Below are 23,483 nucleotides of genomic sequence, written 5' to 3'. Positions count from 1 at the left end.
CAGTACGGGTTGCGTCCGTTGGCAGTGAGCACGACCGGCCGGGTCTGGTCAGGTCATGGCGTCAGTACCCTCGTGGCGATCTCCGCGGCGACGGTGAGGTCTTCCATGGGAAGGCCGATGGATCTGAAGAGCGTCGGGCGGTGCGGGCGGGTCCATGGTTCGGTGACGATGCGGCGCAGATCGGCGTCAGAGCGGAAATCGTGTGTGATGTCCGATTCGAGCGCTGTGCTCAGGTCGCCGGCCTCGAGGTGGACCGGGGTATCGCGGCGGACCCGGGTGTCGCGGCGGTCTTCGGCCGCGCGGTGGGACGGGCCGGACCGTTCGACCACGACGAACGCCCGCTGTACGGTCGCGTCGTCGAGCTCGTGGGACGCGAGGCGGTGGCCGCCGACGGCGTTCACGTGGGCCGTGTCGGCGAGGAGCCTGCCGTCGAACAGCGGGGTGGAGGAGTCGGTGCAGGTGCAGACGATGTCGGCCCTCGCCACGTCGGCGGCGGTACCGGGGATGACCGGTAACCCGTGCTCCACGGTGAGTTCGGCGGCCAGCGCGGCGGCTCGCGCGGGGGCGCGGGACACGACGCGCACCTCGGCCAGCTGCCGGACGCCGAGCATCGCCCGCACGTGCGCCCGGGCCTGCGGCCCCGTGCCGAACACCACCAGGGTCCGCGCGTCGGTGTGCGCCAGATAGCGGGTGGCGAGCGCGCTGACCGCGGCGCTCCGCAGCGCCGTCAGCTCGGCCGCGTCCACCAGCAGCCGCGGGATCAGGGCCGTCGCGTCGAACAGCACGTAGGTGCCGTTGATCCGGCCCACCGAGCCCGCGGGGTCGTCGACGTCGTCGACGTCGCCGGCGTCTCGGGGAGCGTTGGGGTCCAAGGAGGGGGCGCTGGGGTCCAACGGATGGACGGGAGCGCCGGGATGCGAAGAGTCGCGAGGCTTGCGGGTGCCGGAGTCGCCGGAGGCGCTGCGGTCGTCCCGGTCAGGGGGGTCGCCGCGGTGGCCGCGGGTGACGGTGGCCAGTTTGGCGCCTGCCCATTCGCCGTGCTCGCTCGGTGTCACCAGCAGCTCGCCGTGCCGCCACGCGATCGTAGTGTGCGGCGGGTCGGCCGCACCGGCATGGGCGCGGAAGGCCTGTTCCAGCGCCATCACCGCGTGCTCCATCGGCAGGACGCGCCGCATCTGCTCACCGGTGATGTACGGCGGGACGGTCGCGTACTGGGGGACGGTCACGTGCGGTCCGGCGGGATGGCCGCGTCCCCGGCCGGGTGCCCGTGCCGCCGGCGCGCGCTCGCCGCCGTGCCGGGTTCCAGGCCCCGGGTGCTGTCGGGCTGCAGGGTCGTGTCGGGTTCCAGTCCCCGGGCGCCGTCGGCCTCCAGGGGGGTGTCGGGATCGACTTCCCGGGTGGCGGCGGACTCCAGCAGGCGGGTGAGGGTGAGCACTCCGAAGCCGGTGGCGCCGTGGCCGGAGGCGGGGCCGCGCCAGGCCGGTCCGCTGATGTCCAGATGGGCGAACGGGATGTCCTCGGGGACGAACTCGCCGAGCAGCAGGGCCGCCGTGATGGCGCGGCCGGTGTCGGCTTCGGGAAAGTTGCGGACCTCGGCATAGCTTGAGGTGATCTGACCCCGGTAGCGACGCGCCCAGGGCAGCGCCCACAGCGGTTCGCCGGCGAGGGCGCCCGCCTGGAGCACCTGCCGGGTGAGCCCTCGGTCGCGGCCGAGCACCCCGCCGATCTCCGGGCCGAGCGCCGTCACGATCTGGTAGGTCAGCGTGGCGACGTCGACGATGGCGTCCGGGCGTTCCCGCGCGGCCAGGGCGAGCGCGTCGGCCAGCGTCACCCGGCCTTCGAAGTCGGTGTCCAGCACCTGGATCCGCCGGCCGTCACAGGCGCGCAGCACGTCCCCGGGGCGCACGGCGTTCGGGCCGATCATGTTCTCGGCGAGCGGCAGCAGGCCGCGGACCGCGACCGGGAGCCCTCGCCTGGCCAGTACCGACATGACGGCGAGGACGACCGCCGCGCCCGCCATGTCGGACCGCATGCCCATCATGGCCGCCGGCGACTTCAGGGACAGGCCGCCGGAGTCGAACGTGATGCCCTTGCCCACGAGCGTGATGGAGCATCGGGCGTCCGGCGGCTCGTAGCGCAGGTCCACCAGCCGCGGCGGGTGCGGAGACCCGGCGCCCATGCCCAGCAGGGCTCCCATCCCCAGCTCGTGCAGGTCCCGCTCGTCCAGGATCCGCACGGCGAGCCCTTCCCGGGTGGCGACGTCCCGCGCGATCGACGCCAGGTCGTCCGGGACGAGCTCGCTCGGCGGCCGGTTTACCAGCTCCCGCGCGAGCGCCAGGGCTTCGGCGTCCAGAAGCCCGGCGGTGACGGCGTCGCTGTAAGGCGCGGCCGGTCCGGTGGCGGCGGTGTCGCTCTCGGGTCCTGACCCCTGGATGGTGATGGCATCGGTCTCGGGTCCTGACCCCTGGATGGTGATGGCATCGGTCTCGGGTCCTGACCCCTGGATGGTGATGGCATCGGTCTCGGGTCCTGACACCTGGATGGTGATGGCATCGGTCTCGGGTCCGGCCGGTCCGGTGGTGGTGTGCTCTCCGGGGTCGGCGGGGGTTCGGTCCGCCGTCAGGCCGGTGAGGGTCACGGTGAGGGCGCTCCGGGCGGTCAGGGCCAGGCCCGCCACGACCGCGCGGACGGATTCGGCGGCGCCGAGCCGGTCGGCGGTCCGAGACGCCAGGTCGACCCGCACGGTGTCGCCGGGTACCAGGGCCGCCGCGGCGGACGCGGCGGCGCGCAGCCGTTCGGGGTCGGACTCCGCGCGTGGCCCGAGGCCGGCGAGCAGGACGGGGCCTTTGTCCTCGGCCGGCGTGGTGGAGCCCGGCTCGGCGGTGAACCCCTCCCAGCGCAGCAGGCCTGCCAGGCGGAGGCTCTCCACCTCCTCGGTGAAGACCCCTCTCACTTCCGGTGCGTCTTTTCGGCCGCCACCCATCGCGACGTCCATCGCCTTCCTCTCCCCGTCCCGGCGCGGCACTCTCCCCGTCCCGGCGTGGCGCCAAGTCTTCCGCCGGCGGCCGGGCGCCGGCAGGGCATCCGGCACGGTGATCCGGCGATGGGCTGGTCGCCGTGCACATCGGGGGCGGTCCCGGCCGGGTTACCTTCGCCGCTACGCCTTGCAGAGAGGAGCTCGTTGATGAGCCGTTTCCGGGTCTCCATGGACATCGGCGGCACATTCACCGACGTCATCGGCTACGACGAAGCCACCGGCCGTTACCAGGTGGGCAAGTCGTCCACGACGCCGGAGGATCTGACCGAGGGAGTGCTGACAGCGCTTGAGTCCCTGGTGGACTCTCCAGGTGATATCTCGTTCACGGTGCACGGCACCACACAGGGGCTGAACGCCTTCCTGGAACGGCGCGGCGTGAAGGTGCTGCTGCTGTCCTCCAAGGGGGCCAAGGACACCTACCACATCGCCCGCGGGCCGCGTACGAAGCTGTACGACCTGCACTTCCGCAAGCCGGCTCCGCTGGTGCCGCTGCGCGACATCGTCGAGGTCGGCGGCCGGTTCGACGCCGCCGGTACCGAACTGGAGCCGCTGGACGAGCAGGCCGTGCGGCAGGCCGCGCGGCGCTACCGTGACGGCGGGTTCGGCGCGATCGCGGTGTCCTACCTTTTCAGCTACCTGGACCCCGCGCACGAGCTGCGCACCCGGGAGATCCTGGCCGAGGAGCTCGGCGAGGAGCTGACGATCTCGCTGTCGCACGAGGCCGCGAAGGAGTGGCGGGAGTACGAGCGCACCTCCTCGGCGGTCGTCGAGGCCTATACCGGGCCGGTGGTGCGGCGGTACCTGGAGCGACTGGAGCGGAACCTGACGGAGCGGGGGCTCGCCGTGCCGCTGCACGTGATGCAGTCGTCCGGAGGAATCCTCACCGCCGAGTCGGCCCGCCGCCGCCCGTTGCAGACGCTGCTGTCCGGTCCGGTCGGCGGCACGATGGGCGGGGTCGAGCTGGCCAAGGCGATCGGCCGGCCGAACCTCATCTGCGTCGACATGGGCGGCACGTCCTTCGACGTGTCGCTGGTCGTGGACGGGCAGCCGGACATCTCGCCGGAGGCCAAGATCGACGGCCTGCCGATGCTGATGAGCGTCGTGAACATCCACACCATCGGGGCCGGCGGCGGCTCGGTCGCCTGGCTGGAGGCCGGCGGCCTGCGGGTGGGCCCCCGCTCGGCGGGCGCGACCCCTGGGCCCGCCTGTTACGGGCGCGGCGGTACCGAGCCGACCGTGACGGACGCCAACCTGCTGCTGGGCCGCATCGACCCGGAGTGGTTCGCCGGCGGTTCGCTGGAGCTGGACACCGGCGCGGCGCGGACGGCGCTTGAGGGACTGGCGCAGGGACTGGGCCTGGACACCGTGGCGATGGCCGAGGGCGTCTGCGACGTGGCCAACGCCAAGATGGCGCAGGCGATCAGGACCATCACCGTCTCGCGGGGCATCGAGCCGCGTGACTTCACGCTGGTGGCCTTCGGCGGCGCGGGTCCGATGCACGCGGTGTTCCTGGCCAGGGAACTCGGCATCGGCGAGGTCGTGGTGCCGCGCTTCCCCGGCGCGTTCTCCGCGTGGGGGATGCTGCAGACCGACATCCGCAAGGACTTCTCCGACACCTACTTCTTCCTCGACGCCGACCTGGACACCGCCGACATGGCGGCCAAGCTCGGCGCGATGGCCGAGGCCGCCCTGACCTCCCTGGCCGAGGAGGGGGTGCCCGAGGCGAACCGCCGGGTGGAGTACGCGGTGGACATCCGGTACGCCGCCCAGGAGTACACGCTCACCGTGCCGCTCCTGGACGCGGACGAGCCCGCGAGGGACGACTTCGTGGAGATCATCGCCAAGCGGTTCGGGCAGCAGCACGAGACCCGGTACGGCCACGCGAACCTCGGCGCGCCGATCGAGTTCGTCACGCTGCGCACCACCGCCTTCGGCGACCTCGGCCGGGGCGCCGCCGAGCGGGTGGAGCGCGCGGCGGACGCGACGTTCCCGCACCGCCTGCGCGACGTCGTGTTCGACGGCGAGACCCACTCCACGCCGCTGATCCGCCGCGAGGACCTCGCGGCCGGGCACCAGTTCGAGGGCCCGGCGATCATCGTGGAGGGCACCGCCACCACCGTGGTGCCACCCGGATTCTCGGTGTCGGTCGACCCCATCGGCTCCCTGGTCGTCCGCGCCGGAGCGGGCACCGGACCGGATGCGGACGTGACGCTGTGAGCAACGCTGTGACAGGAGGAGTCGTGACCGAAGACAGGACCGTCGACCCGGTCGTGGTGGAGATCATCCGCAACGCGCTCGCCGCGGCCGCCGACGACATGAACGCCACCCTCATCCGATCGGCCTACACCCCGATCATCTACGAGGGCGGCGACTGCGTCGTCGCGCTGCTGGACGACCAGCACCAGGTGCTCGGCCAGTCCGCCGGCCTGCCGATCTTCCTGGGGAACCTGGAGATCTGCACCAGGGCCACCGAGGAGCAGTTCGGCCGCGAGGCGTGGCAGCCGGGCGACGTCTGGATACTCAACGACAGCTACCTCGGCGGCACCCATCTCAACGACGTGACCATCTTCGGGCCGGTCTTCGTCGACGAGGAACTGGTCGGCTTCACCGCCACCCGGGCGCACTGGATCGACGTGGGCTCCAAGGACCCCGGCGGGTCCATGGACTCGGTGAACATCTTCCAGGAGGGCCTGCGGCTCGGCGCGCAGAAGCTGGTCGAGGGCGGCCGCGACGTCCCCGGGGTGATGAGCACGATCGCCACGAACGTGCGCTTCCCCTACCAGACCAGCGGCGACATGCACGCCATGATCGCCACGATCAAGATGGGCCAGGCCCGCCTGGAGGAGATCGTCCGGCGCTTCGGCCTCGACACGCTGCGCGCCGCCCGCGACGAGATCTTCGCCCAGACCGAGGCGCTGGAGCGGGAGGTCATCGCGACGATCCCGGACGGCGTCTACACCGCCGAGGGTTGCCTGGACAACGACGGCATCGACCTCGCCACCCGCGTCCCGATCAAGTTGAAGATCACGGTCTCCGGCTCGGACATCGACTTCGACGTCACAGAGTCGGCCGACCAGACGACCGGGCCGATCAACTGCGGCGCCTCCCAGACGGTGTCGGCCTGCCGGGTCGGGTACAAGCTGCTCGTCAGCCCGGACGTTCCCGGCAACGGCGGATCCTTCCGCCCGATGACCGTCCAGGTGCGGGCGGGGTCGGTGTTCGGCGCGGTCGCCCCGGCCGCCTGCCAGTGGTACTTCTCCCACCTCGGGCTGCTCATCGACATGGTGGCCAAGGCGCTCGCTCCCGCGATGCCGGACAAGGTCGCGGGCGCCAGCCACGGCGACTCGATGATCGTGCTGCTGGCCGGCACCGATCCGCGTACCCGGCGCGACTACGTCAGCCTGGAGGCCACTCTCGGCGGCTGGGGCGCCTGGGACGGCTCGGACGGCGAGACCGCGCTGATCAACAGCGTGAACGGCTCGCTCAAGGACATGCCGATCGAGGTGTTCGAGACCCGTTACCCGATCCGCGTCAGCCGGTACGAGATCAGGCCCGACTCCGGCGGCCCCGGCCGCTACCGCGGTGGCAACGGCGTGGTCCGCGAGTACACCGTGCTGCACGACTGCACGGTCTCGCTCTGGTTCGAGCGGTCCTCCACCCCCGCGTGGGGTCTGTTCGGCGGGCACGACGCGGTGCCGCCGGAGGTGATCATCAACCCGGGCCGTTCCGACGAGCGGCGCATCCTCAAGTGCAACGGCTTGCGCCTGGCCGCCGGTGACGTGATCCGCTGCATGACCGGCGGTGGCGGAGGATTCGGCGATCCCGCCGAGCGCGACGCCGACGCCGTCCGGACGGACGTGCTCGACGGGCAGGTGTCCGCGGCGCGGGCGGGGGAGCTCTACCCGGTGTCCGTCTGAGCCGTCGCCCCGATCTCGGTACGGCGGCGCGAGCGGGCCGCGGCGCCGCCGTACCGGGACGCGAGCGGGCTGCGGCGGCGCCGTACCGGGACGCGACCGGGCCCGCGCCGCCGTACAGGAGCTGACCGGGCCGGCGCCGCTGTACCGGGACGCGAGCGGGCCGGCATGCCGTACCGCCGGAGCCGTTCCGAGGGGTGGGCCGGGACGGGTCAGCTCACCTCGGGGAGGAGGGCGTAGCAGGCGAGGTGCAGGGCCAGCCGCTGGTCGGGGCGGTCGGGGTCGATGCCGCGTGCCCTGATGCGCTCCACCCGGCCGAGCACCGTGTTGCGGTGCACGCCGAGCCGGGCGGCGGCCTGGCTGGTGGAGTTCGAGCAGTCGAGCAGCGCGGCCAGCGTGGTGACCAGCACCGGCCCGTCCGGCGCGGCGAGCAGGTCGGCCAGCACCATCCGCGCGGAACCGACGAGCTCCGCCTGGGACAGCGAGGCCAGCAGCACCCGGAAGCCCAGCTCGTCGAAGGAGCGCACCGTCCCGTGGCCCTCCCGTACCGTCACCCCGGCCGCGAGCATCGCCTGCGACAGTGACTCCCGCAGCCCTCCTGCTCCATCGGCGACCCGGCCCACGCCCCCGCTCAGCGGGATGGGCGAGCGCATCCGGGTGAGGTTGCGCCGCAACGCCGACGCCACCTGCTCCACCGTGACCTCCTCGCCGGTCCACCAGCCGGCCCAGCCGGTGTCCCACGGCACCAGGGGCAGGTCGGGGAAGACCTCCTGCCAGGCCGAGATGACGCCCGGCCCGGTGGCCGTGGGGTCCAGCGTCGTGTCCGAACGCAGGAACACCGCGATGTGCCGCCCGGTGACACGCCATCCGAGCGCCCGCTCCGAGACGGTCTCCTCCTCGTTCTCTCCGCCGCCGACGGTCTGCTGCCCGTGCGCCGCGCCGCGGAGGGGCTCTTCGCGGTTCCCGCCGTTCGCGCCGGTTCCGTGACCACGGGCGGCGGGGCCCTCGTGCGCCACCTGCCCGGGTTCTGAGCCGGCAGCGGCGAAGACGGCGCGCAGTGCGGCCCGGCCGCGCTCCGCGTCGTGGACGGCGTCGACGCGCTCTCTGGCGACCGAGGCGGCCAGCGGTCCACGGGCCAGCCGCAAGATGAGGTGCACCGTCTCGGCCCACGTGGGGGAGGGCGGCCCGGCCAGGGCGGCGACCAGGTCGGCCCAGCGGCGGCCGTCCGGGCCGGGCACGTCCACCCGGATGCGGTGCTCGGCCCGGTCGGCGGAGGACTGGCCCGCGAGCACGTGACCGTCCGGGGCCACCAGCGCGGCCGCCACTCCGGGAACCTCGGAGTTGATCACGCCGACGATGCCGCGGGCGTTGCTCCGCTCCGCGAACAGCTCCGCGCAACGCGCCGCCAGGCGGGCCCGGGCCGCCTCGGGGCTGGCGATGGCGGCCGCGAGGTCAAGGGCGCAGACGGCCGTGTCCCCGGTCACGACGAACACCGGCAGCCGCATCCGCCGCGCGAGCTGGGCGGTGGCCTGGTTCAGGCCGATGATGGCGGGGCTGACCAGGCAGGCGGCGCTGCGCTCCCAGGCCAGGCGCAGCGCGGACTCGACGGCCCAGGCGCCCTGCGCGAGCGCGCTTGAGAGCACCACCGCCGTACCGGGACCGCAACGGCGCACCTGGTCCAGCTCGGAGATGAGCGCCACCCGCGACACCGGCCGGGCGAGGTTCTCCCCGACCAGCATCTCGGCGTGGCCGAGCGGCCCGTACCTGACGAGCTCCTCCACGGTCAGCTGCTCGGCGGGGCGTCCGGCGCGTTTCATCGAGACTCCTGGCGAGGGTGACGCAGGGGGAAGCCGAAGGCGCCCGGCCCGCCGAGCCCCAGCCCGGGGCCGCTGTGCCATACCGGCGCGGCCGGCACGCAGAGCACGTCCACCTGGTCGCCGACGGTCAGCCGCTCCGGCCCGGTCATCCGCAGCGTGCCCCGGTCGAGCAGGCAGAGCAGGTCGGGCACCGCGGCGGTGAGCGCGCCGTCGGCGAGGGCGAGCACCAGCTCGTTGTGCGCCTCGAGCCGGATCAGGCGGCCGCTGTCGTGGTCGTGGACCACCATGCCCATCGGGTTGCCCGGATAGACGGTGCCCGCCTGCCGCACCGAAGGGCCGATCTCCACGACCCGGCCGCCGCCCAGGGACGTCGCCCCGGTGGCCTTCGCGAGATCGCGCAGCAGGCGCTCGTGCGGCGGGGCCCCGCGCCACGGCCATCCGTCGTCGCCGGGGTGCCCGTACGGGGGGCCGGGGGAGAACCACAGCGGGTCGCCGTCGGCCTGCCCCGGAGTGAGGCCCGACCACGAGGAGTCGCCGGCGGAGTCCGGAGTCCTGGCGCCGGCGGACTCCGGGGTCCGGCCGCCGGCGGAGGCGTGCCCGGACAGCAGCCGGCCGACCTCCAGCGTGCGGCTCACCGAGCCGTGGATCGCGGCCTCGCCCAGCCGTCCGGCCCGGGTCGGGTACATCGCGCACAGCAGCCACCCCCCGGCGGCTTGGGCGATCGACCGGGCGATGTGCTCGGCCCGGACCGAGCCGGTGTCCAGCAGGAGCGAGTCGTGCCCGGCGCTGACGATGGCCAGCGGGCTGAGCGACAGTCCGGCCAGCTCGTAGGTGGTCTGGTGGATGAGCGGGAACACCCGGCCCATGCCGTCGCAGTCGATCAGCGGCAGGCCGAGCAAAGCGGCCGCGGCCACCGGGTTCAGCGCGTTGACGCTCGCCGCGTTGAGGGGCATCACCGCACCGAGCGGGCCGCCGAACCGTTCGGCCAGGCTTCGTGCCAGGAGCACCGGCTCCTGTCCGGAGGGCGGCAGCTCGGCCATGGCGATCGTCGAGCCCATGGCGCCGACGGCCGCGCAGAACGTGTCCGGGTCGAGCTCGTCGGCGGTGACCAGCTCCACCGGCCCGGTCTGCGCGAGGATGTCCTCCAGCCAGAAGCCCGCGAACTCGATCCCCTCGCCGGCGGCGCTGGTCGAGAAGAACTCGGCCCCCGCGAGCAGGGCGGGAACGTCCGCCACGGTGATCCTCGAGCGCGTCATGCCCCGCCCCCGATCCGCGCACGGGCCACGTGGCCGCCATGGTTCCGCGTACGGGTCACGTCACCGTCATCGATCCGCGTGCCGGTCATGCCTCGTCCTCCGCGCGGCCGCCGGCGCGGACGACCAGGCGGTAGGAGCCGCTGCGCAGGAACGACAGCGACAGGGCGCGGGAGCTGACCACGCGCTCGCTGCCGAGCCGCGCGCCGCTCTCGGCCACCAGGGTGAGGGCGCGCTGCTCCACCGCGGCCTGCTTGCGGGCGAGCACCTCTGAGGTCTCGGCGTACAGCACGGTGTCCAGCCAGGCGCTGGGCTCGGTGCCGGCCGCGCCGATGGCGGCCAGCTCGGCCGTGGGCTCCACCAGCACAGACGCCGACGAAAGCCGGGCGGCGGCGGCCCGCCCGCGGTCGGTCGCGATCCCGTCGCGGCCGTCCCCCTGCGGACCGGTACCGGCGACGGCGACGACCGCGGTGTGCTGGTCGTGCTCGGCGAGCAGGGCGAACGCCGACGCGGTGGCCGCGTGCGAGCCGTGGATCGGCGTCAGCGACGCCTGCGGCACGGCCATCCGCACACCGCCCGGCCCGGGGCGGTCGGTCGCCACGTGCGGGAGGCCGTCGCGGACGTGGCCGACGGCGAGACCCTCCGGCCGGGCCAGGGCGACGACCGCGTCGTCCACTCCCGCGAGCCGGGCGGCGCCGGTCAGCGCGGCGGCGCCGGTGGCCCACAGCCCCAGCACGGGCAGCACCCGCAGCCGTTCGGCGGAGATCCGGCCGCCGTCCCCGGCCACGAACCAGGCCGACGTCGAGGCCCCGAGCCGGCGGGCGATGCGCACGCAGCGTTCCACCACCTGCTCGGCCCGGCCCAGCAGCGCGGTGTTGATCACCGTCGCCGCCTCGCGGTCCAGCAGGCCGAGGCCGCCGACCTGGTGGGAGAGCGAGACCCTGAGCCGGGGGAAGGCGTCACGGATGATCTCGGCGGCGGCCAGCTCGTGGTCGGGGCAGCCGAGGGCGCCCGTCGCGGTCAGCGCCAGCGCGCTCACCCCCTCGGCCTGGGCCGCGGCGGCGGTGCGGAGCATCTCGTAGATGTCCAGCGTCGCGAGCTCCACCCCGAACAGGTCGTGCCCTCCGATCACGGCGGCCTGGCGCCGCACCAGCGCCCGGATGAGCGGGGAAGGGTGGGCACTTCCAAGGCCGCGGGCCGGCAGCCGGGGCATGACCCGCACGGCGGCCACCGGCGACCCGGCGCTCGCCGGGTCGAGCTCGGCGGAGACGTCCCAGGTCACCGATCGGACCGGTGTCCCCCGGGCGAGGTCGCGCAGCTCGCGGGCGAGCTCGGGCTCGTCGCCGGAGCGGCACGCGGCATGCCGGATCTCGCCACCGACGACGAGCGCGGCGCGGGCGTGGCCGGCGGCCAGCCGGACGCCGATCCGCGCACCCTCCACCTAGCTCCTTCGTCCTCGCAGCAGCCGGTCGAAACTCACCGCTCCGAGGATCAGCGCACCCTGTACGACCTGCTGATATATGGTATCCCAGCCCAGCAGGTTGAAGCCGTTGCCGATGAGCGTGATGAGCAGCACGCCGATGAGCCCGCGCCAGATGGCGCCCTCGCCGCCGAGCACGCTCGTGCCGCCCACGACCGCGGCCGCGATGGCGGTCAGCTCCATGCCCGTGGCCATGCTCGCCTGGGCGGAGCCACCGCGGGCGGCCAGGACCAGCCCGGCCAGCGCCGCGCACACGCCGCTGATCGCGAAGACCGCCACCCGCACCCCGCCGACCCGGATGCCGGAAAGGCGCGCGGCCTCCTCGTTGCCGCCGACGGCGTAGATGCGGCGGCCGAACGTCGATCCCGCGAGCATCGCCCAGCAGACCGCCGCGACCACCAGGAACAGCAGCGAGGCCGCGGTGATCCCGCCGAGCGTGGTCGGCCAGCTCAGCGCCTGGAAGGCGGTGACCCGGTCGTCCGGCGGGTACACGATGGCGCCGGCCGTCAGGATCACGGCGAGCCCCCGGTAGATGATGCTGAGCGCGAGCGTGGCGATGAACGAGTGGACCTTGACGGTGATCACGACCAGGCCATTGATCGCGCCGAGCACGCCGCCGGTCAGCACCGCGGCGGCCATGCCGGCCGGCACCCCGGCGTGCGTGGTGACCACCACGGCGACGATCGCGGACACGGCCAGCACGGCGGTGATCGACAGGTCGAAGGCGCCCGAGATGATGACGAGGGTGGCGGCACAGGCCAGCAGGCCGATCACCGCGGCCTGGTCGAGCAGGTTGACCAGGTTGCCGGTGCTCAGGAAGGTCTGCGTGGTCACCGACAGCGCGATCACGATCACCACCACGCTGAGCACGATGCCGAAGTCGTGCAGCTTGGTGAACCTGCTCGCGGCGGCCCGGCCGGTCGTCTCGGTCGCCGCCTCGGTGTCGGCGGTGATGGTCATCGCTGCTCCTCCGTGCTGGTGCGGCTGGATACGGTGGGGGTCGTCGGGTCGACTCGGCCGGGCGCTGCTCGGCCGCCCGGCTCGGGGGGCGGGTCCGTGCCGGGGAGGTCGTCGGCGAAGGCCATCGCGAGCACCTGCTCGCGGGTCGCCTCGCCCCGGGCGTACTCGGCGACGAGCCGGCCGTGCCGCATGACGAGCACCCGGTGCGAGAGCCCCAGCACCTCCTCCACCTCGGAGGACACCATGAGGACCGCCATGCCCTCGGCGGCCAGGTCGACCAGGAGCCGGTGGATCTGGCTCTTGGCGGCCACGTCGACGCCGCGGGTCGGCTCGTCGACCAGCAGCACCCTGGGCCGTTCCAGCAGCCACTTGCCGAACAGCACCTTCTGCTGGTTGCCGCCCGACAGCGTCCAGACGGGCCCGCTCAGATCGGAGCCGCGCACGTCCAGGTCGCGCAGCATGGTCCCGGCCACCGATCGCTCGGCGCCGCCCTGGACGAAACCCGCGAGCTGCCGGGAACCCAGGCTGGCCAGCGCCATGTTCTCGCGGACCGAGCGGGCCAGCACCAGGCCCTGCTCCTTGCGGGACTCCGGGACCATGGCCATGCCGGCGGCCATGGCCTGCGGGGGCGAGCCCGAGGGCACCGCGCGGTCGTCCACCACGACGGTGCCGCCGTCCCGCGCGTCGGCGCCGAAGATCGCGCGCAGCGTCTCGGACCTGCCGCTGCCGACCAGCCCCGCCACCCCCACGATCTCCCCGGCCCGGATCTCCACCGACACGCCCCGCACCGCCGTGCCGCGGCGCACGTCGCGCGCGCTGAGCAGCACCGGGGCGGACGGGGCGACCGGAGCCGGTTCGGGGTACATCAGCTCGAGCGGCCGGCCGACCATGTGGCGGACCAGGCTGTCGGGCGTCTGCTCGGCGGCCGGCCCGGTGACCACGTGCCGGCCGTCCCGCAGCACGGTGACGTCGTCGCAGACCGACAGCACCTCCTCCAGGAAGTGCGAGATCAGCACCACGGCGGTGCCGTCGGCCGCGAGCTGCCTGATGACGGCCATCAGCCGGTCGGTCTCGGTCTTGGTGAGCAGCGCGGTGGGCTCGTCCATGCCGATCACCGAGGCGCCCGACACCAGTGCCCGCAGGATCTCCACCTGCTGCTGCGCGGCGAGCGGCAGGTCCCGCACCAGGGCCGAGGGGTCCAGTTCGAACCCGGTGCGCTCCAGCAGCCGGGCGAACGTCCTGCCGTCCTTGCGGCCGGACCGCCAGCCCAGCCGGTTGTGCCATCGGCCGAGGTAGACGTTGTCCAGCACGGTCATCGCCGGCACCAGGGCGAGCTCCTGGGAGATCAGCGCGAAACCGTGCCTCAGCGCGTCGCGCGGCGACCCGACCGAGATCGGCCTGCCGTCCAGCAGGACCCGCCCGGTGTCCGGGGCCACCGCCCCGCACACCGCCTTGAGCAGCGTCGACTTGCCGGCGCCGTTCTCGCCGAGCAGCCCGTGCACTCGTCCTCCGTAAAGGGTGAACGAGACGTCACGCAACACGGGCACCCCGCCGTAAGCCTTGCCGAACCCTTCCAGGTCGATCCTGACCGGCTGGGACATCGGGTGACCCCCTTCCGAGCCGCTGTGGCTATTCGTCGTACTCGCCCTGGATGCCGGCGAGCCCCTCCTTGGTGCCCTTGCCGTCGTTGGGGGCGAGGGCGGTCTCGCTGTTGGTCGCCGACACGTTCTGGCCGCGCGCCTTGGCCAGGCCGAGCTCGGCCGCCTTGGCGCCGGCGGTCTTCTCCGGTATGTAGTAGGTGGCGAACCAGCGGCCCGCCGTCACCGCCTGCACCGCCTGGTGGGAGCCGCCGTTGCCGATCAGCTGCACGTCCTTGCCCTTGACCACGGCCTCGGCGCCCGCGATGGCCTGGGAGGAGCCGATGACGACGTCGACGCCCGGCTGGGACTGCAGCACGTCCTGCATCGCCTTGCGGCCGCTCTCCTTGGTGTAGCCGCCCTCGACCTGGGCGACCAGCTTCACGCCGGCCCCGGCGGACAGGGCCTTGACCGCGGCCTCGGTGCGGGCGTTGTCCAGCGGGAGCGACTTGAAGCCCTCCAGGTAGGCGACCTCGCAGGGGTCGAGCTTCTTGCTCTCGCAGGCGGCCACGCCGAGCTCGCCGAGCTTGCGCCCGTTGTCCACCGGGACGTCCAGCAGCGTGATCATGCCGGGCACCTGCGGGTCGGGGGTGTCGTAGCGGGTGCCCACCGGGGTGAACTCGGCCACCACCGTGATGCCGGCCGCCAGCGCCTGCTTGACCGCGGGCACCACGGCGGCGCCGTCGTTGGCCTGGACGACGAACACGTCGAAGCGCTTGGAGGTCACCGCGTCCTGGATCTGCTGGACCTGGGTCTGGGCGTCGAAGTTGGGGTCGAAGAACTCGGCCTCGGCGTCGTTGGCCTTGGCGTACTCCTCGATGCCCGACCAGGTGGCCGCGGCGAAGGAGTTGGCCCGGGCGAACCCGAAGAAGGCGATGCGCTTGTGCCCGGCGGCCGCGCCGGCCGGCGCGGCGGTGGAGGACGAACCGGTCGCCGTGGTGCCCGACTCGGGCGCGACGCACGCGGTGCTCAGCGCCAGCGCCCCGGCCACGACACCGAGGGCGAGTCCCTTTTTCCTGATCTGCATGTGATTCCGCTCCTCGGTTACGCGAGTTCGCCCGCGCGGGTCCCGCCAGGGGTTCCGCCGGTCTCGTAGGTCTTGTCGCCGGTCCCATCGCCGGTGGCGGCCACCACCGTGTAGACGCCGCCGCCCTGGCCGGCGTCCGGCCCGCCGTCGAGCAGAGCGCCCAGTTCGCCGGTCACCTTCTGGCGCCAGGGGTCGTCGAGCCACTGCTGGTAGTCGGAGGGGCCGAGCCACGTGGCGGTGACCAGATACGGCTCGCCGGGGCCGGTCGGCCGGTGCAGCGCGGCTCCGAGACAGCCCGGCAGCGCGGCCGACCGGCTCAGCACGCCATGGCGAGCGAAGAAGTCCTCCAGATCGCCGTCTTTGCCGGGGAGGGGTTTGAGGTAGAGAACACTGCGGATCACGTGCTCCTCCGAGCGCATCGAGCGGGCGGTGCCCACCGTCCTGGGACGGCGTGGCAGAAACTGTAGAAACCGGCTCGGCACCACCCTGGGCGTGCCGCACATCCGGATGTGCGGCCGCTGTGCAGTCCGCCGCACCTCCCTGACGGGGAACCGGTGATGCTCGTCCTTGTCCCGTTCACCAGCGGTTGGGGGAGCATTGACCATGCGGTTGCAGTGTGACATTGTACTGACGCTCTGCCGAGTAAACCTGGGCAAAACCGTCAAAAACCTCCAAATTTCCCGTAAGGCCTAAACCGGTCGCATGATGCAGCGTTGCCGCGGCCAGGGACGAGGGCCCCCGAGGCGCTCTTCGTCGCGGGCGACGCCGGCCGCGGCCCGTGGAGGAGGAAGAACCACTTGATCACCCTGTCGGCCCTTGTGCTTCCCGACCGCGACTCACCCGCGGACCTCATCGCCGATGTCCGTGAGGCCGAGGCCGTCGGAGTGCGCACCGTATGGACCTACGACCACCTGACCTGGCCCCCGCTGGAGGACCGGCCATGGCATGCCGCCGTCCCGCTCCTGGCGGCGGCCGCGGCCTCCACCACCAAGGTCCGCCTCGGCACGCAGGTGGCCACCCCGAACTACCGGCACCCGGTCACGTTCGCCAAGGAGATCATGACCCTCGATCGTCTGAGCGCCGGCCGGCTGGACATCGGCGTCGGCGCGGGCGCCGAGAGCGCGGACGCGGCCGTGCTGGGGGGACCGGCCCGCAGCCGCAAGGAGCGGACGGAGCGGTTCACCGAATGGCTCGGCATGCTGGACCATCTGCTCACGCATGACGTCAGCACCCTTCGCGGGCGGCACTTCAGCGCCGTCGACGCCCACCAGATGCCCGGCTGCGTCCAACAGCCGCGCGTCCCGCTGACGGTCGCCGCGGCGGGCGAGAGGGCCTTGCGCCTGGCCGCCCGGTACGGCCAGGCATGGGTCACCTACGGCGGCTACCAGCGGCAGCATGATCCGGAGTCCTGGTTCCAGGCCGTCGGGGCACAGAGCCAGGAGCTGACCAGGGCACTCGCGGCCGAGGGCCGGCCGGCCTCCGACATACGCCGGATCGCGCAGATCCCCCTCGACGTGACCTGGCCCTTCGAAAGCCCGGAACGGTACGCCGACTGCCTCGGGCGCCTGAAGGACCTCGATTTCGACGAGATCACCGTTCACTGGCCGCGCGCCCACGACCGCAGGGGAACGCCGTCGAGCGCCCTCGCGTTCGTCGCCGCCGCGCACGGCCTCTGAACCTCCAGGACAGGAAGAAAGGACAACGATGGACAGGACGAGCAGGCTGGCGATCGATGTCGGGGGGACGTTCACCGATGTCGTCGAGCTGGTCCCCGAAACAGGGGAGCTCCGCTTCGACAAGGTCCCGACGACCCCCGAGGAGCCGACCAAGGGCGTGATGGACGCCTTCCAGGTCGCGCGGGCGCCCATGAGCGACATCGGCATGTTCACCCACGGGACGACCCTCGGGCTGAACGCCCTGCTGACGCGCACCGGCGCCCGTACGGCGGTGATCGGCACCAAGGGCTTCCGCGACGTCTACCTTCTCGGCCGGACCGATCGCCGGACCAACTACGACATCACCTACCGCAAGCCGCCGGCGCTGCTCGAACGCTACGACACCTTCGAGGTGACCGAGCGGAGCCGCTTCGACGGCACCGTGCACACCCCCTTCGACGACGACGACGCGCGCCGCGTGGCGGCGGTCATCGGCGAGCGCGGGTACCGGTCGGTGGCGGTGGCCTTCCTGCACTCCTACGCCAACCCCGCGCACGAGCTGCGGATGCGCGAGGTGCTCGCCGAGGTCGCGCCCGAGGTGGCGGTCACGCTGTCGCACGAGCTGTCGCGCGAGTACCGCGAGTACGAGCGCACCAGCACGGCCGTCCTGGACGCCTACGTCAAGCCCATCGTGCGCCGCTACCTGGCGACGCTGGAGCAGGAGCTGACCTTGGGCGGGTTCGGCGGGCGGTTCCTCATGACGCGCTCCGGCGGCGGGGCCATGACCGCGAGCTCGGCACGCGAGCAACCCGTCAGCCTGATCCTCTCCGGCCCGGCGGGCGGCGTCATCGGCGCGGCGGCGCTGTCCAAGATCCTCGACCGGCCCAACCTCATCACCATCGACATGGGCGGGACCAGCCTCGACGCGTCGCTGATCCTGGACTCCGAGCCGGTGCTGTACCAGGGCGCCGAGTTCGAGCAGATGCCGATCAACACCCCCTCCCTGTACATCCACACCATCGGCGCGGGCGGCGGCTCGATCGCCTGGCTGGACGAGGCGGGCGCGCTTCAGGTGGGCCCGCAGAGCGCGGGCGCGGCGCCGGGACCGGCGTGCTACGGCCGCGGCGGCACAATCCCGACCTTCACCGACGCCGCCCTGGCGCTCGGATACCTGGGGAGCGGCAACCCCCTGGGCGGCAAGCTCACCCTGGACGCCGATCTGGCGGACAAGGCGCTGGAGCCGATCGCCGCCGAGCTGGGCATGACCGTCAAGGCGCTCGCCCAGGGGATCGTCCGGATCTCCAACACCAAGATCATGGGCGCGGTGCGGGCCATCACCGTCGAGCTGGGCCGCGACCCCAAGGACTTCGCGCTGCTGTCCTTCGGCGGCGGAGGCGGGCTGGTGGCCGTCGAGGTGGCGCGCGAGCTGGGCATTCCCACCGTCATCGTCCCGCCCGGCCAGGGAGCCTTCTCCGCCTTCGGGATGCTGATGGCCGACGTGCAGCACGACTTCGCCCGTACCGCCGTCGCGTCGCTGGACGGGCTGGACCCCGCGGCCGTCGACGCCGCCTACGGCGAGATGGAGCAGCAGGCCCAGGCGCAGCTGGCCGCGGAGGGATTCGGCGACGACAGCGTGAGCCTGGTCCGGTCCCTGGACGTGCGGTACGCGGGCCAGGAGCACTCGGTGACCGTGGCCTTCCCCGCGGGAGAAGCGAGCGCGACCGGCCTGGCGGCGGTCGCCGAGGCCTTCGCCCGGCTGCACGAGCGGCAGTACGGCCACACCATGGACGACCCGGTCGAGGTCACGACGCTGCGCCTGCGGGCCACCGGATCGGTGGACAAACCGGCGCTGCCGCCGGCCGCGCGGCGCGAGTCCGGCACGCTGGAGGCCGAGGGCACCCGCCCGGTGTACCTGTCGGCGGACCTGCCGGCCGTCGGCTACGCCCTCTACACCCGCGAGTCGCTGCTCGCCGGTGACGTCATCGAAGGCCCCGCCGTGATCGCCGAGCACACGGCCACCTCCGTCATCCACGCCGGCGACCGCCTCGAGGTCGGGCCGTACGGCGAGATGGTCATCTCCGTCAACCCCGCGACCAAGGAGGTCACCCGATGAGCGACTCCATCACCACCGAGATCATCCGGCACGGCCTGCTCGCCGCCGCCGAGGAGATGGCCCGCAACCTGTGCCGGACCGCGTACAACACCGTGGTCTACGAGATCCACGACTACGGCATCGGCATCCACGACGCGAACGGGGACGTCGTCGCCGACGCTCCCGGCATCGCGGTGTTCACCCGGGGGAACGACCACGGCATCAAGAAGGCCGTGGAGTTCCTCGGCAAGGACGCCATGCGGCCCGGCGACGTGATCATCCTCAACTTCCCGTACTGGTCCTCCGCCCACACGCTGGACCCGCTGGTCTTCGCCCCCGTCCATCACGACGGCGAGCTGATCGGCTTCGCGTCCTGCCGGATCCACGTCCTCGACCTCAAGCAGAAGGACCCGGGGTACGTCCTGGACTCCACGGACATGTCGCAGGAGGGCATCTTCTTCCCGGCCACCAAGCTGTACCGGGAGGGAGTCCAGAACGACGACGTCTTCAACCTCATCCGGTTCAACAGCCGGATGCCCGAGCGCACGATCGGCGACATCCAGGCGCAGGTCTCCGCCTGCGTCACCGGCGTCCGCCGCACCCAGGAGATCGCGGACAAGTACGGCGCCGAGACGCTGCTCGCCGCGATGGACGCGATCAACGACCACGGGGAGAAGCTCGCCCGGCTGGCCCTGGCCAAGCTCCCCAAGGGCACCTGGAGCGCGCACGACTTCGTCGACAGCGACGGCATCGACCTGGACCGCCTGATCAAGATGCAGGTCACGGTCACGATCACCGACGACGAGATGATCATCGACTGGACCGGCAGCGACCGGGACGTGCGAGGGCCCATCAACCTGCCCGTGGGGCAGACCGAGGCCTTCTGCAGCCTCATCTTCAAGGCCCTGACCACTCCCGACACCTCGGTGGTGGCCGGCAACTTCCGGCCGATGCGCGTCATCACCGAACCCGGATCGGTGATGCACGCGGTCCCGCCCATGCCGACCTTCACGCTCTGGACCGCGCTCATCGGCGGCGAGGTCGTGCTGAAGGCCCTCGCCCAGGGCATGCCCGACCGGGTGCCCGCCTGCTCCGGCGGCGACGTCTGCTCGATGATGGGCCTCGGGGTCAACCCGCGCAACGGCGAGTCGTGGCTGGAGGCGACCAACGAGGCGGTCGGGTTCGGCGGGCACGCCACAGGCGACGGCGAGGACGGCATCATGCACCTCTCCGAGCCCGGATGCCGCAACAACCCCGTCGAGATCCTCGAGACCAAGTCGCCGATGTTCATCGAGTCCTACGGCTACCGGCCGGACACCGGCGGCGCGGGCCGCTACCGCGGCGGCGTCGGCGTCGGGCGCACCTACCGGTTCACCGCACCCTCCACCGGCATCTGCCTGGTGTACAAGACCAAGACCAAGCCGTGGCCGATCGGCGACGGCCTCCCGGGCGACAACAACCACATCGTCCTCAACCCGGGCACCGACCGCGAGGTGGTGCAGGGCGGCAGCTACAACCACCTGGCGGCCGGTGACGTGCTGGTCAACAACACCGGTGGCGGCGGCGGGTACGGCCACCCCTTCGAGCGCGAACCGGAGCGGGTCGCCAAGGACGTGCGCAACGGCTTCGTGACCGCTGCCGCCGCCGCCCGCGACTACGGCGTGGTGCTCGACCCGGACACCTTCCAGATCGACCTCGAGGCCACCATCCGGCTCCGGGGCGAGGTGACCGCGTGAACGACCTGGAATCATCGCTCGCGGGAAGCCCCGCCGACGGAGAGGAACGCTGACATGGGATCCTCGCCCGGCGGGAGCGGCCCCACCACCGGAAAGGAAGGCTGAATGGGATCCACGTCCGGCGCAAGCCTGACCATCGTCAACGCCGCCGTCTTCGACGGCCGGTCGGCCGAGCTGTCCGACGGCCCGGTCCACATCTCGGACGGGACGATCGTCCAGGTGGGCGGCACCGCGGAGGCGGCGGACCGGGTGATCGACGCGCGGGGCGGCACGGTCGTCCCCGGCCTCATCGACGCCCACTTCCACGCCTACGGCGTCTCGCTGAGCCTGCTGGAGATCGAGTCGGCCCCGCTGAGCTACCTCGCGCTGGCCGGCGCCCGCCGGCTCGCCGCGGCGCTCGGCCGGGGGTTCACGACGGTGCGGGACGTGGCCGGGGGAGACCCCGGCCTGGCCAGGGCCATCGCCCAGGGCCTGATCCCCGCGCCCCGCTACCTGTACACCGGGCCGGCCCTCACCCAGACCGGCGGGCACGGCGATCCGCGTCCCGGCGACCAGGACCTGTGCGCCTGCGGGTCGCACACGGGCGAGATCGTGGACGGCGTGGACCCGCTCCGCCGGGCCGTGCGCGACCGCTTCCGCCGCGGCGCCCACGCCATCAAGATCATGACCTCGGGTGGCGTGGTGTCGCTGACCGACCCGATCCGGGTGCCGCAGTACTCGCCCGAGGAGGTCCGCGCGGTCACCGGCGAGGCGACGCGGCGGGGCAGCTACGTGGCGGCGCACGCCTACTCGCCCGAGGCCATCGTGCACTCGGTGGAGAACGGCGTGCGATCCATCGAGCACGGCAACCTGCTGGACACGCCGACGGCGAAGCTGATGGCCGAGCACGGCGCCTTCCTCGTGCCCACCCTCGCGACGTACGACGCGATGGGCAGGCGGGGCACCGACGTCGGGCTCGGCCCGGTCGGCCGGGCCAAGAACGCCGAGGTGCTGGAGGCCGGCCGCCGGGCCGTCGAGATCGCGCGGGCGGAGGGGGTGCGCATCGGCTTCGGCACCGACCTCATGGGCGCGCTCGACGACGAGCAGCTCAACGGCCTGCGGCTCCAGGTGGAGGTGGACGGCGCGCTGGAGGCCCTCCGCTCCGCCACGTCCGTGAACGCCGACCTGATCGGCCGCCCGGACCTCGGCCGCGTCGAACCGGGCGCGGTCGCCGACCTCCTCATCCTGGACGGCGACCCGTTCGGCGACCCGTCGATCCTGTGGTCCGCCCCCGAGCGCCGCACGGTCATCCAGGCGGGAAAGGTGATTTCGGCGTCCTGAAGGCCCTTTGCCGAGCGAGGCCGCTTTCATCGCGTCGTCATAATGGCGAATCGGGCGGGGTGCGGAGCGGCTAACTCGGTTTTGTTCCGGATGAAACCGATGGGAAACCTCCGGGAAGTGAACTTCGACCAGTGGTGAACCGCTGGTTGGGTATGGTCGCTTTTCCCGGAGGAGGCCCGCGTGCCTGAGATGTATTTCCAGGTGAGATGGCCCGATGGCTCGCGCCGGTGAGGGTTCGGTGACGGTCGAGAGGTTCGTCAGGTGAGCGCCGGCCACCACGCCGTCGTGGTGATCGGCGGCGGCCAGGCGGGCCTGTCGATGAGCCACCACCTGAAACGGCGCGGCGTCGACCACGTCGTGCTGGAACGGCACCGGGTGGGGCACGAGTGGCGCGCCCGCAGATGGGACTCGTTCTGCCTGGTGACGCCGAACTGGCAGTGCCGGTTGCCGGGCTTCCCCTACGCCGGCGACGACCCCGACGGCTTCATGCCACGCGACCAGATCGTGCGCTACATCGAGGAGTACGCCGCCTCGTTCCAGCCCCCGGTGCTGGAGGGGGTCACCGCGACCCGGCTGGCCGCCGCGGACCCCGGGTTCGAGATCCACACCGACCACGGCACGTTCACCGCCGAGCAGGTGGTGGTCGCGACCGGGCCGTACCAGACGCCGGTGATCCCGCGGCAGGCCGAGCGGCTGCCCCGGCAGGTGACGCAGCTCCACTCGGGGGAGTACCGCAGCTCCCGGCGGCTGCCGCCGGGCGAGGTGCTGGTGGTCGGCAGCGGCCAGTCCGGCTGCCAGATCGCCGAGGATCTGCACCTGGACGGGCGCCGAGTCCATCTCGCGGTGGGCTCCGCGCCCAGGGTCGCCCGCTTCTACCGGGGCAGGGACGTGGTCGCCTGGCTCGACCTGATGGGCCACTACGACAGGCCCATCGACTCCTTTGGTGACCACGACGTGGTACGGGCCCGCGCCAACCACTACGTCACCGGGCGGGACGGGGGCCGCGACATCGACCTGCGGGCCTTCGCCCGAGACGGCATGCGCCTGTACGGCAGGCTCGCCGGCGTCGAGGACGGCACGATCAGGTTCGCCCCCGACCTGCGGCGCAATCTCGACCACGCCGACGCCGTCTCCGAGAGCATCAAGGACACCATCGACTCCTTCATCGCCGATCACGGCATCGAGGCGCCCGCCGAGCGGCGGTACGAGCCGGTGTGGCAGCCCTCGACCGAGCCGGACCGCCTGGACGCGGGCGGCGTCACCTCGGTGATCTGGTGCACCGGGTTCCGCCGCGACCACGGCTGGATCAGGGTGCCGGTCTTCGACGGCACCGGCTACCCCGTCCACGAACGCGGCGTGACCGGCGTGCGCGGGCTCTACTTCCTCGGGCTGCCGTGGCAGCACACCTGGGGGTCGGGCCGGCTTTCCGGAGTCGGGGCCGACGCCGAGCACCTGGCCCGCCACATCGGTTCGGGCGGCACGCCGAGGCCGGGGCTGCGCGCCGTGCCCGCCGCCGGGCACTACTTCGTCCATCCCGAGCTGCTGGGGAGCTGAG

16 protein-coding genes are annotated in these 23,483 nt (G+C 72.7%); 7 read left to right on the top strand and 9 right to left on the bottom strand.

Features of this window, described 5'->3' with window-relative positions:
- Positions 1 to 53 precede the first annotated feature (53 nt).
- Positions 54 to 1,226 carry an ornithine cyclodeaminase family protein gene (locus MYF83_RS16880; RefSeq protein WP_248961347.1) on the bottom strand — a complete coding sequence of 391 codons (1,173 nt, stop codon included), beginning with the start codon at positions 1,224 to 1,226 and terminating at the stop codon, positions 54 to 56.
- Entirely contained in the window at positions 1,223 to 2,953 is a 1,731-nt protein-coding gene (locus tag MYF83_RS16875) for a leucyl aminopeptidase family protein (protein ID WP_248961346.1), read from the bottom strand. Before MYF83_RS16875 ends, MYF83_RS16880 begins: the two co-directional genes overlap by 4 nt.
- A gap of 231 nt (positions 2,954 to 3,184) precedes the next feature.
- Here MYF83_RS16875 and MYF83_RS16870 point away from each other — a divergent pair, with 231 nt between their 5' ends.
- Both MYF83_RS16870 and MYF83_RS16865 read left to right on the top strand, forming a co-directional pair.
- Positions 3,185 to 5,254 (top strand): hydantoinase/oxoprolinase family protein, encoded by a 2,070-nt coding sequence (locus tag MYF83_RS16870; protein ID WP_248961345.1) that lies wholly within the window; start codon positions 3,185 to 3,187, stop codon positions 5,252 to 5,254.
- A 23-nt stretch (positions 5,255 to 5,277) separates the two neighbouring features.
- Positions 5,278 to 6,954 (top strand): hydantoinase B/oxoprolinase family protein, encoded by a 1,677-nt coding sequence (locus MYF83_RS16865; RefSeq protein WP_248961344.1) that lies wholly within the window; start codon positions 5,278 to 5,280, stop codon positions 6,952 to 6,954.
- Between the two features lie 209 nt (positions 6,955 to 7,163).
- Here MYF83_RS16865 and MYF83_RS16860 read toward each other — a convergent pair whose 3' ends face one another.
- From MYF83_RS16860 to MYF83_RS16830, 7 genes are all read right to left on the bottom strand, one after another.
- Positions 7,164 to 8,768: a PucR family transcriptional regulator gene (locus MYF83_RS16860; protein ID WP_248961343.1), complete on the bottom strand. Its 1,605-nt coding sequence runs from the start codon at positions 8,766 to 8,768 to the stop codon at positions 7,164 to 7,166.
- The gene (locus tag MYF83_RS16855) at positions 8,765 to 10,024 is read right to left on the bottom strand and encodes a DUF917 domain-containing protein (protein WP_248961342.1); all 1,260 of its coding nucleotides are present in this window, start codon (positions 10,022 to 10,024) and stop codon (positions 8,765 to 8,767) included. The genes MYF83_RS16860 and MYF83_RS16855 overlap by 4 nt, the downstream gene beginning before the upstream one ends.
- A gap of 85 nt (positions 10,025 to 10,109) precedes the next feature.
- A complete protein-coding gene (locus tag MYF83_RS16850; protein ID WP_248961341.1) occupies positions 10,110 to 11,462 on the bottom strand; it encodes a hypothetical protein in 1,353 nt (450 codons plus the stop codon).
- Positions 11,463 to 12,461 (bottom strand): ABC transporter permease, encoded by a 999-nt coding sequence (locus MYF83_RS16845; protein WP_248961340.1) that lies wholly within the window; start codon positions 12,459 to 12,461, stop codon positions 11,463 to 11,465.
- Positions 12,458 to 14,062 carry a sugar ABC transporter ATP-binding protein gene (locus MYF83_RS16840; RefSeq protein WP_248961339.1) on the bottom strand — a complete coding sequence of 535 codons (1,605 nt, stop codon included), beginning with the start codon at positions 14,060 to 14,062 and terminating at the stop codon, positions 12,458 to 12,460. The genes MYF83_RS16845 and MYF83_RS16840 overlap by 4 nt, the downstream gene beginning before the upstream one ends.
- Before the next feature lie 28 nt (positions 14,063 to 14,090).
- Entirely contained in the window at positions 14,091 to 15,125 is a 1,035-nt protein-coding gene (locus MYF83_RS16835; protein WP_248961338.1) for a sugar ABC transporter substrate-binding protein, read from the bottom strand.
- Positions 15,126 to 15,142: 17 nt separating this feature from the next.
- On the bottom strand, positions 15,143 to 15,526 hold the full coding sequence (locus MYF83_RS16830; RefSeq protein ID WP_248961337.1) for an antibiotic biosynthesis monooxygenase family protein: 384 nt from the start codon (positions 15,524 to 15,526) through the stop codon (positions 15,143 to 15,145).
- Positions 15,527 to 15,922: 396 nt separating this feature from the next.
- Between MYF83_RS16830 and MYF83_RS16825 the strand changes: the two genes are divergently transcribed.
- The 5 genes from MYF83_RS16825 to MYF83_RS16805 all read left to right on the top strand — a co-directional run bounded on the left by MYF83_RS16825 (position 15,923) and on the right by MYF83_RS16805 (position 23,482).
- Positions 15,923 to 16,801 (top strand): LLM class flavin-dependent oxidoreductase, encoded by an 879-nt coding sequence (locus tag MYF83_RS16825; protein ID WP_248961336.1) that lies wholly within the window; start codon positions 15,923 to 15,925, stop codon positions 16,799 to 16,801.
- 28 nt (positions 16,802 to 16,829) lie between these two features.
- Positions 16,830 to 18,893, top strand: a complete 2,064-nt coding sequence (locus MYF83_RS16820; protein ID WP_248961335.1) for a hydantoinase/oxoprolinase family protein — start codon at positions 16,830 to 16,832, stop codon at positions 18,891 to 18,893.
- Positions 18,890 to 20,608 (top strand): hydantoinase B/oxoprolinase family protein, encoded by a 1,719-nt coding sequence (locus MYF83_RS16815; protein WP_248961334.1) that lies wholly within the window; start codon positions 18,890 to 18,892, stop codon positions 20,606 to 20,608. The genes MYF83_RS16820 and MYF83_RS16815 overlap by 4 nt, the downstream gene beginning before the upstream one ends.
- A gap of 105 nt (positions 20,609 to 20,713) precedes the next feature.
- Positions 20,714 to 21,928 carry a metal-dependent hydrolase family protein gene (locus MYF83_RS16810; protein ID WP_248961333.1) on the top strand — a complete coding sequence of 405 codons (1,215 nt, stop codon included), beginning with the start codon at positions 20,714 to 20,716 and terminating at the stop codon, positions 21,926 to 21,928.
- A 261-nt stretch (positions 21,929 to 22,189) separates the two neighbouring features.
- Positions 22,190 to 23,482 carry an MSMEG_0569 family flavin-dependent oxidoreductase gene (locus MYF83_RS16805; protein WP_248961332.1) on the top strand — a complete coding sequence of 431 codons (1,293 nt, stop codon included), beginning with the start codon at positions 22,190 to 22,192 and terminating at the stop codon, positions 23,480 to 23,482.
- The last annotated feature ends 1 nt before the right edge of the window (position 23,483 follow it).

Source organism: Sphaerisporangium perillae (genome assembly GCF_023276435.1).
GTDB lineage: Bacteria > Actinomycetota > Actinomycetes > Streptosporangiales > Streptosporangiaceae > Sphaerisporangium > Sphaerisporangium perillae.
The sequence above is the reverse complement of the archived record's forward strand: the minus strand, read 5'-3'. Positions and strand labels throughout refer to the sequence as shown.

What these genes read in the sequence shown, in the direction of transcription:
- MYF83_RS16870 (WP_248961345.1), top strand. Translation starts at nt 3,185, where the DNA reads ATGAGCCGTTTCCGGGTCTCCATGGACATCGGCGGCACATTCACCGAC.
- MYF83_RS16860 (WP_248961343.1), bottom strand. Translation starts at nt 8,768, where the DNA reads ATGAAACGCGCCGGACGCCCCGCCGAGCAGCTGACCGTGGAGGAGCTC.
- MYF83_RS16855 (WP_248961342.1), bottom strand. Translation starts at nt 10,024, where the DNA reads ATGACGCGCTCGAGGATCACCGTGGCGGACGTTCCCGCCCTGCTCGCG.
- MYF83_RS16845 (WP_248961340.1), bottom strand. Translation starts at nt 12,461, where the DNA reads ATGACCATCACCGCCGACACCGAGGCGGCGACCGAGACGACCGGCCGG.
- MYF83_RS16840 (WP_248961339.1), bottom strand. Translation starts at nt 14,062, where the DNA reads ATGTCCCAGCCGGTCAGGATCGACCTGGAAGGGTTCGGCAAGGCTTAC.
- MYF83_RS16835 (WP_248961338.1), bottom strand. Translation starts at nt 15,125, where the DNA reads ATGCAGATCAGGAAAAAGGGACTCGCCCTCGGTGTCGTGGCCGGGGCG.
- MYF83_RS16820 (WP_248961335.1), top strand. Translation starts at nt 16,830, where the DNA reads ATGGACAGGACGAGCAGGCTGGCGATCGATGTCGGGGGGACGTTCACC.
- MYF83_RS16815 (WP_248961334.1), top strand. Translation starts at nt 18,890, where the DNA reads ATGAGCGACTCCATCACCACCGAGATCATCCGGCACGGCCTGCTCGCC.
- MYF83_RS16810 (WP_248961333.1), top strand. Translation starts at nt 20,714, where the DNA reads ATGGGATCCACGTCCGGCGCAAGCCTGACCATCGTCAACGCCGCCGTC.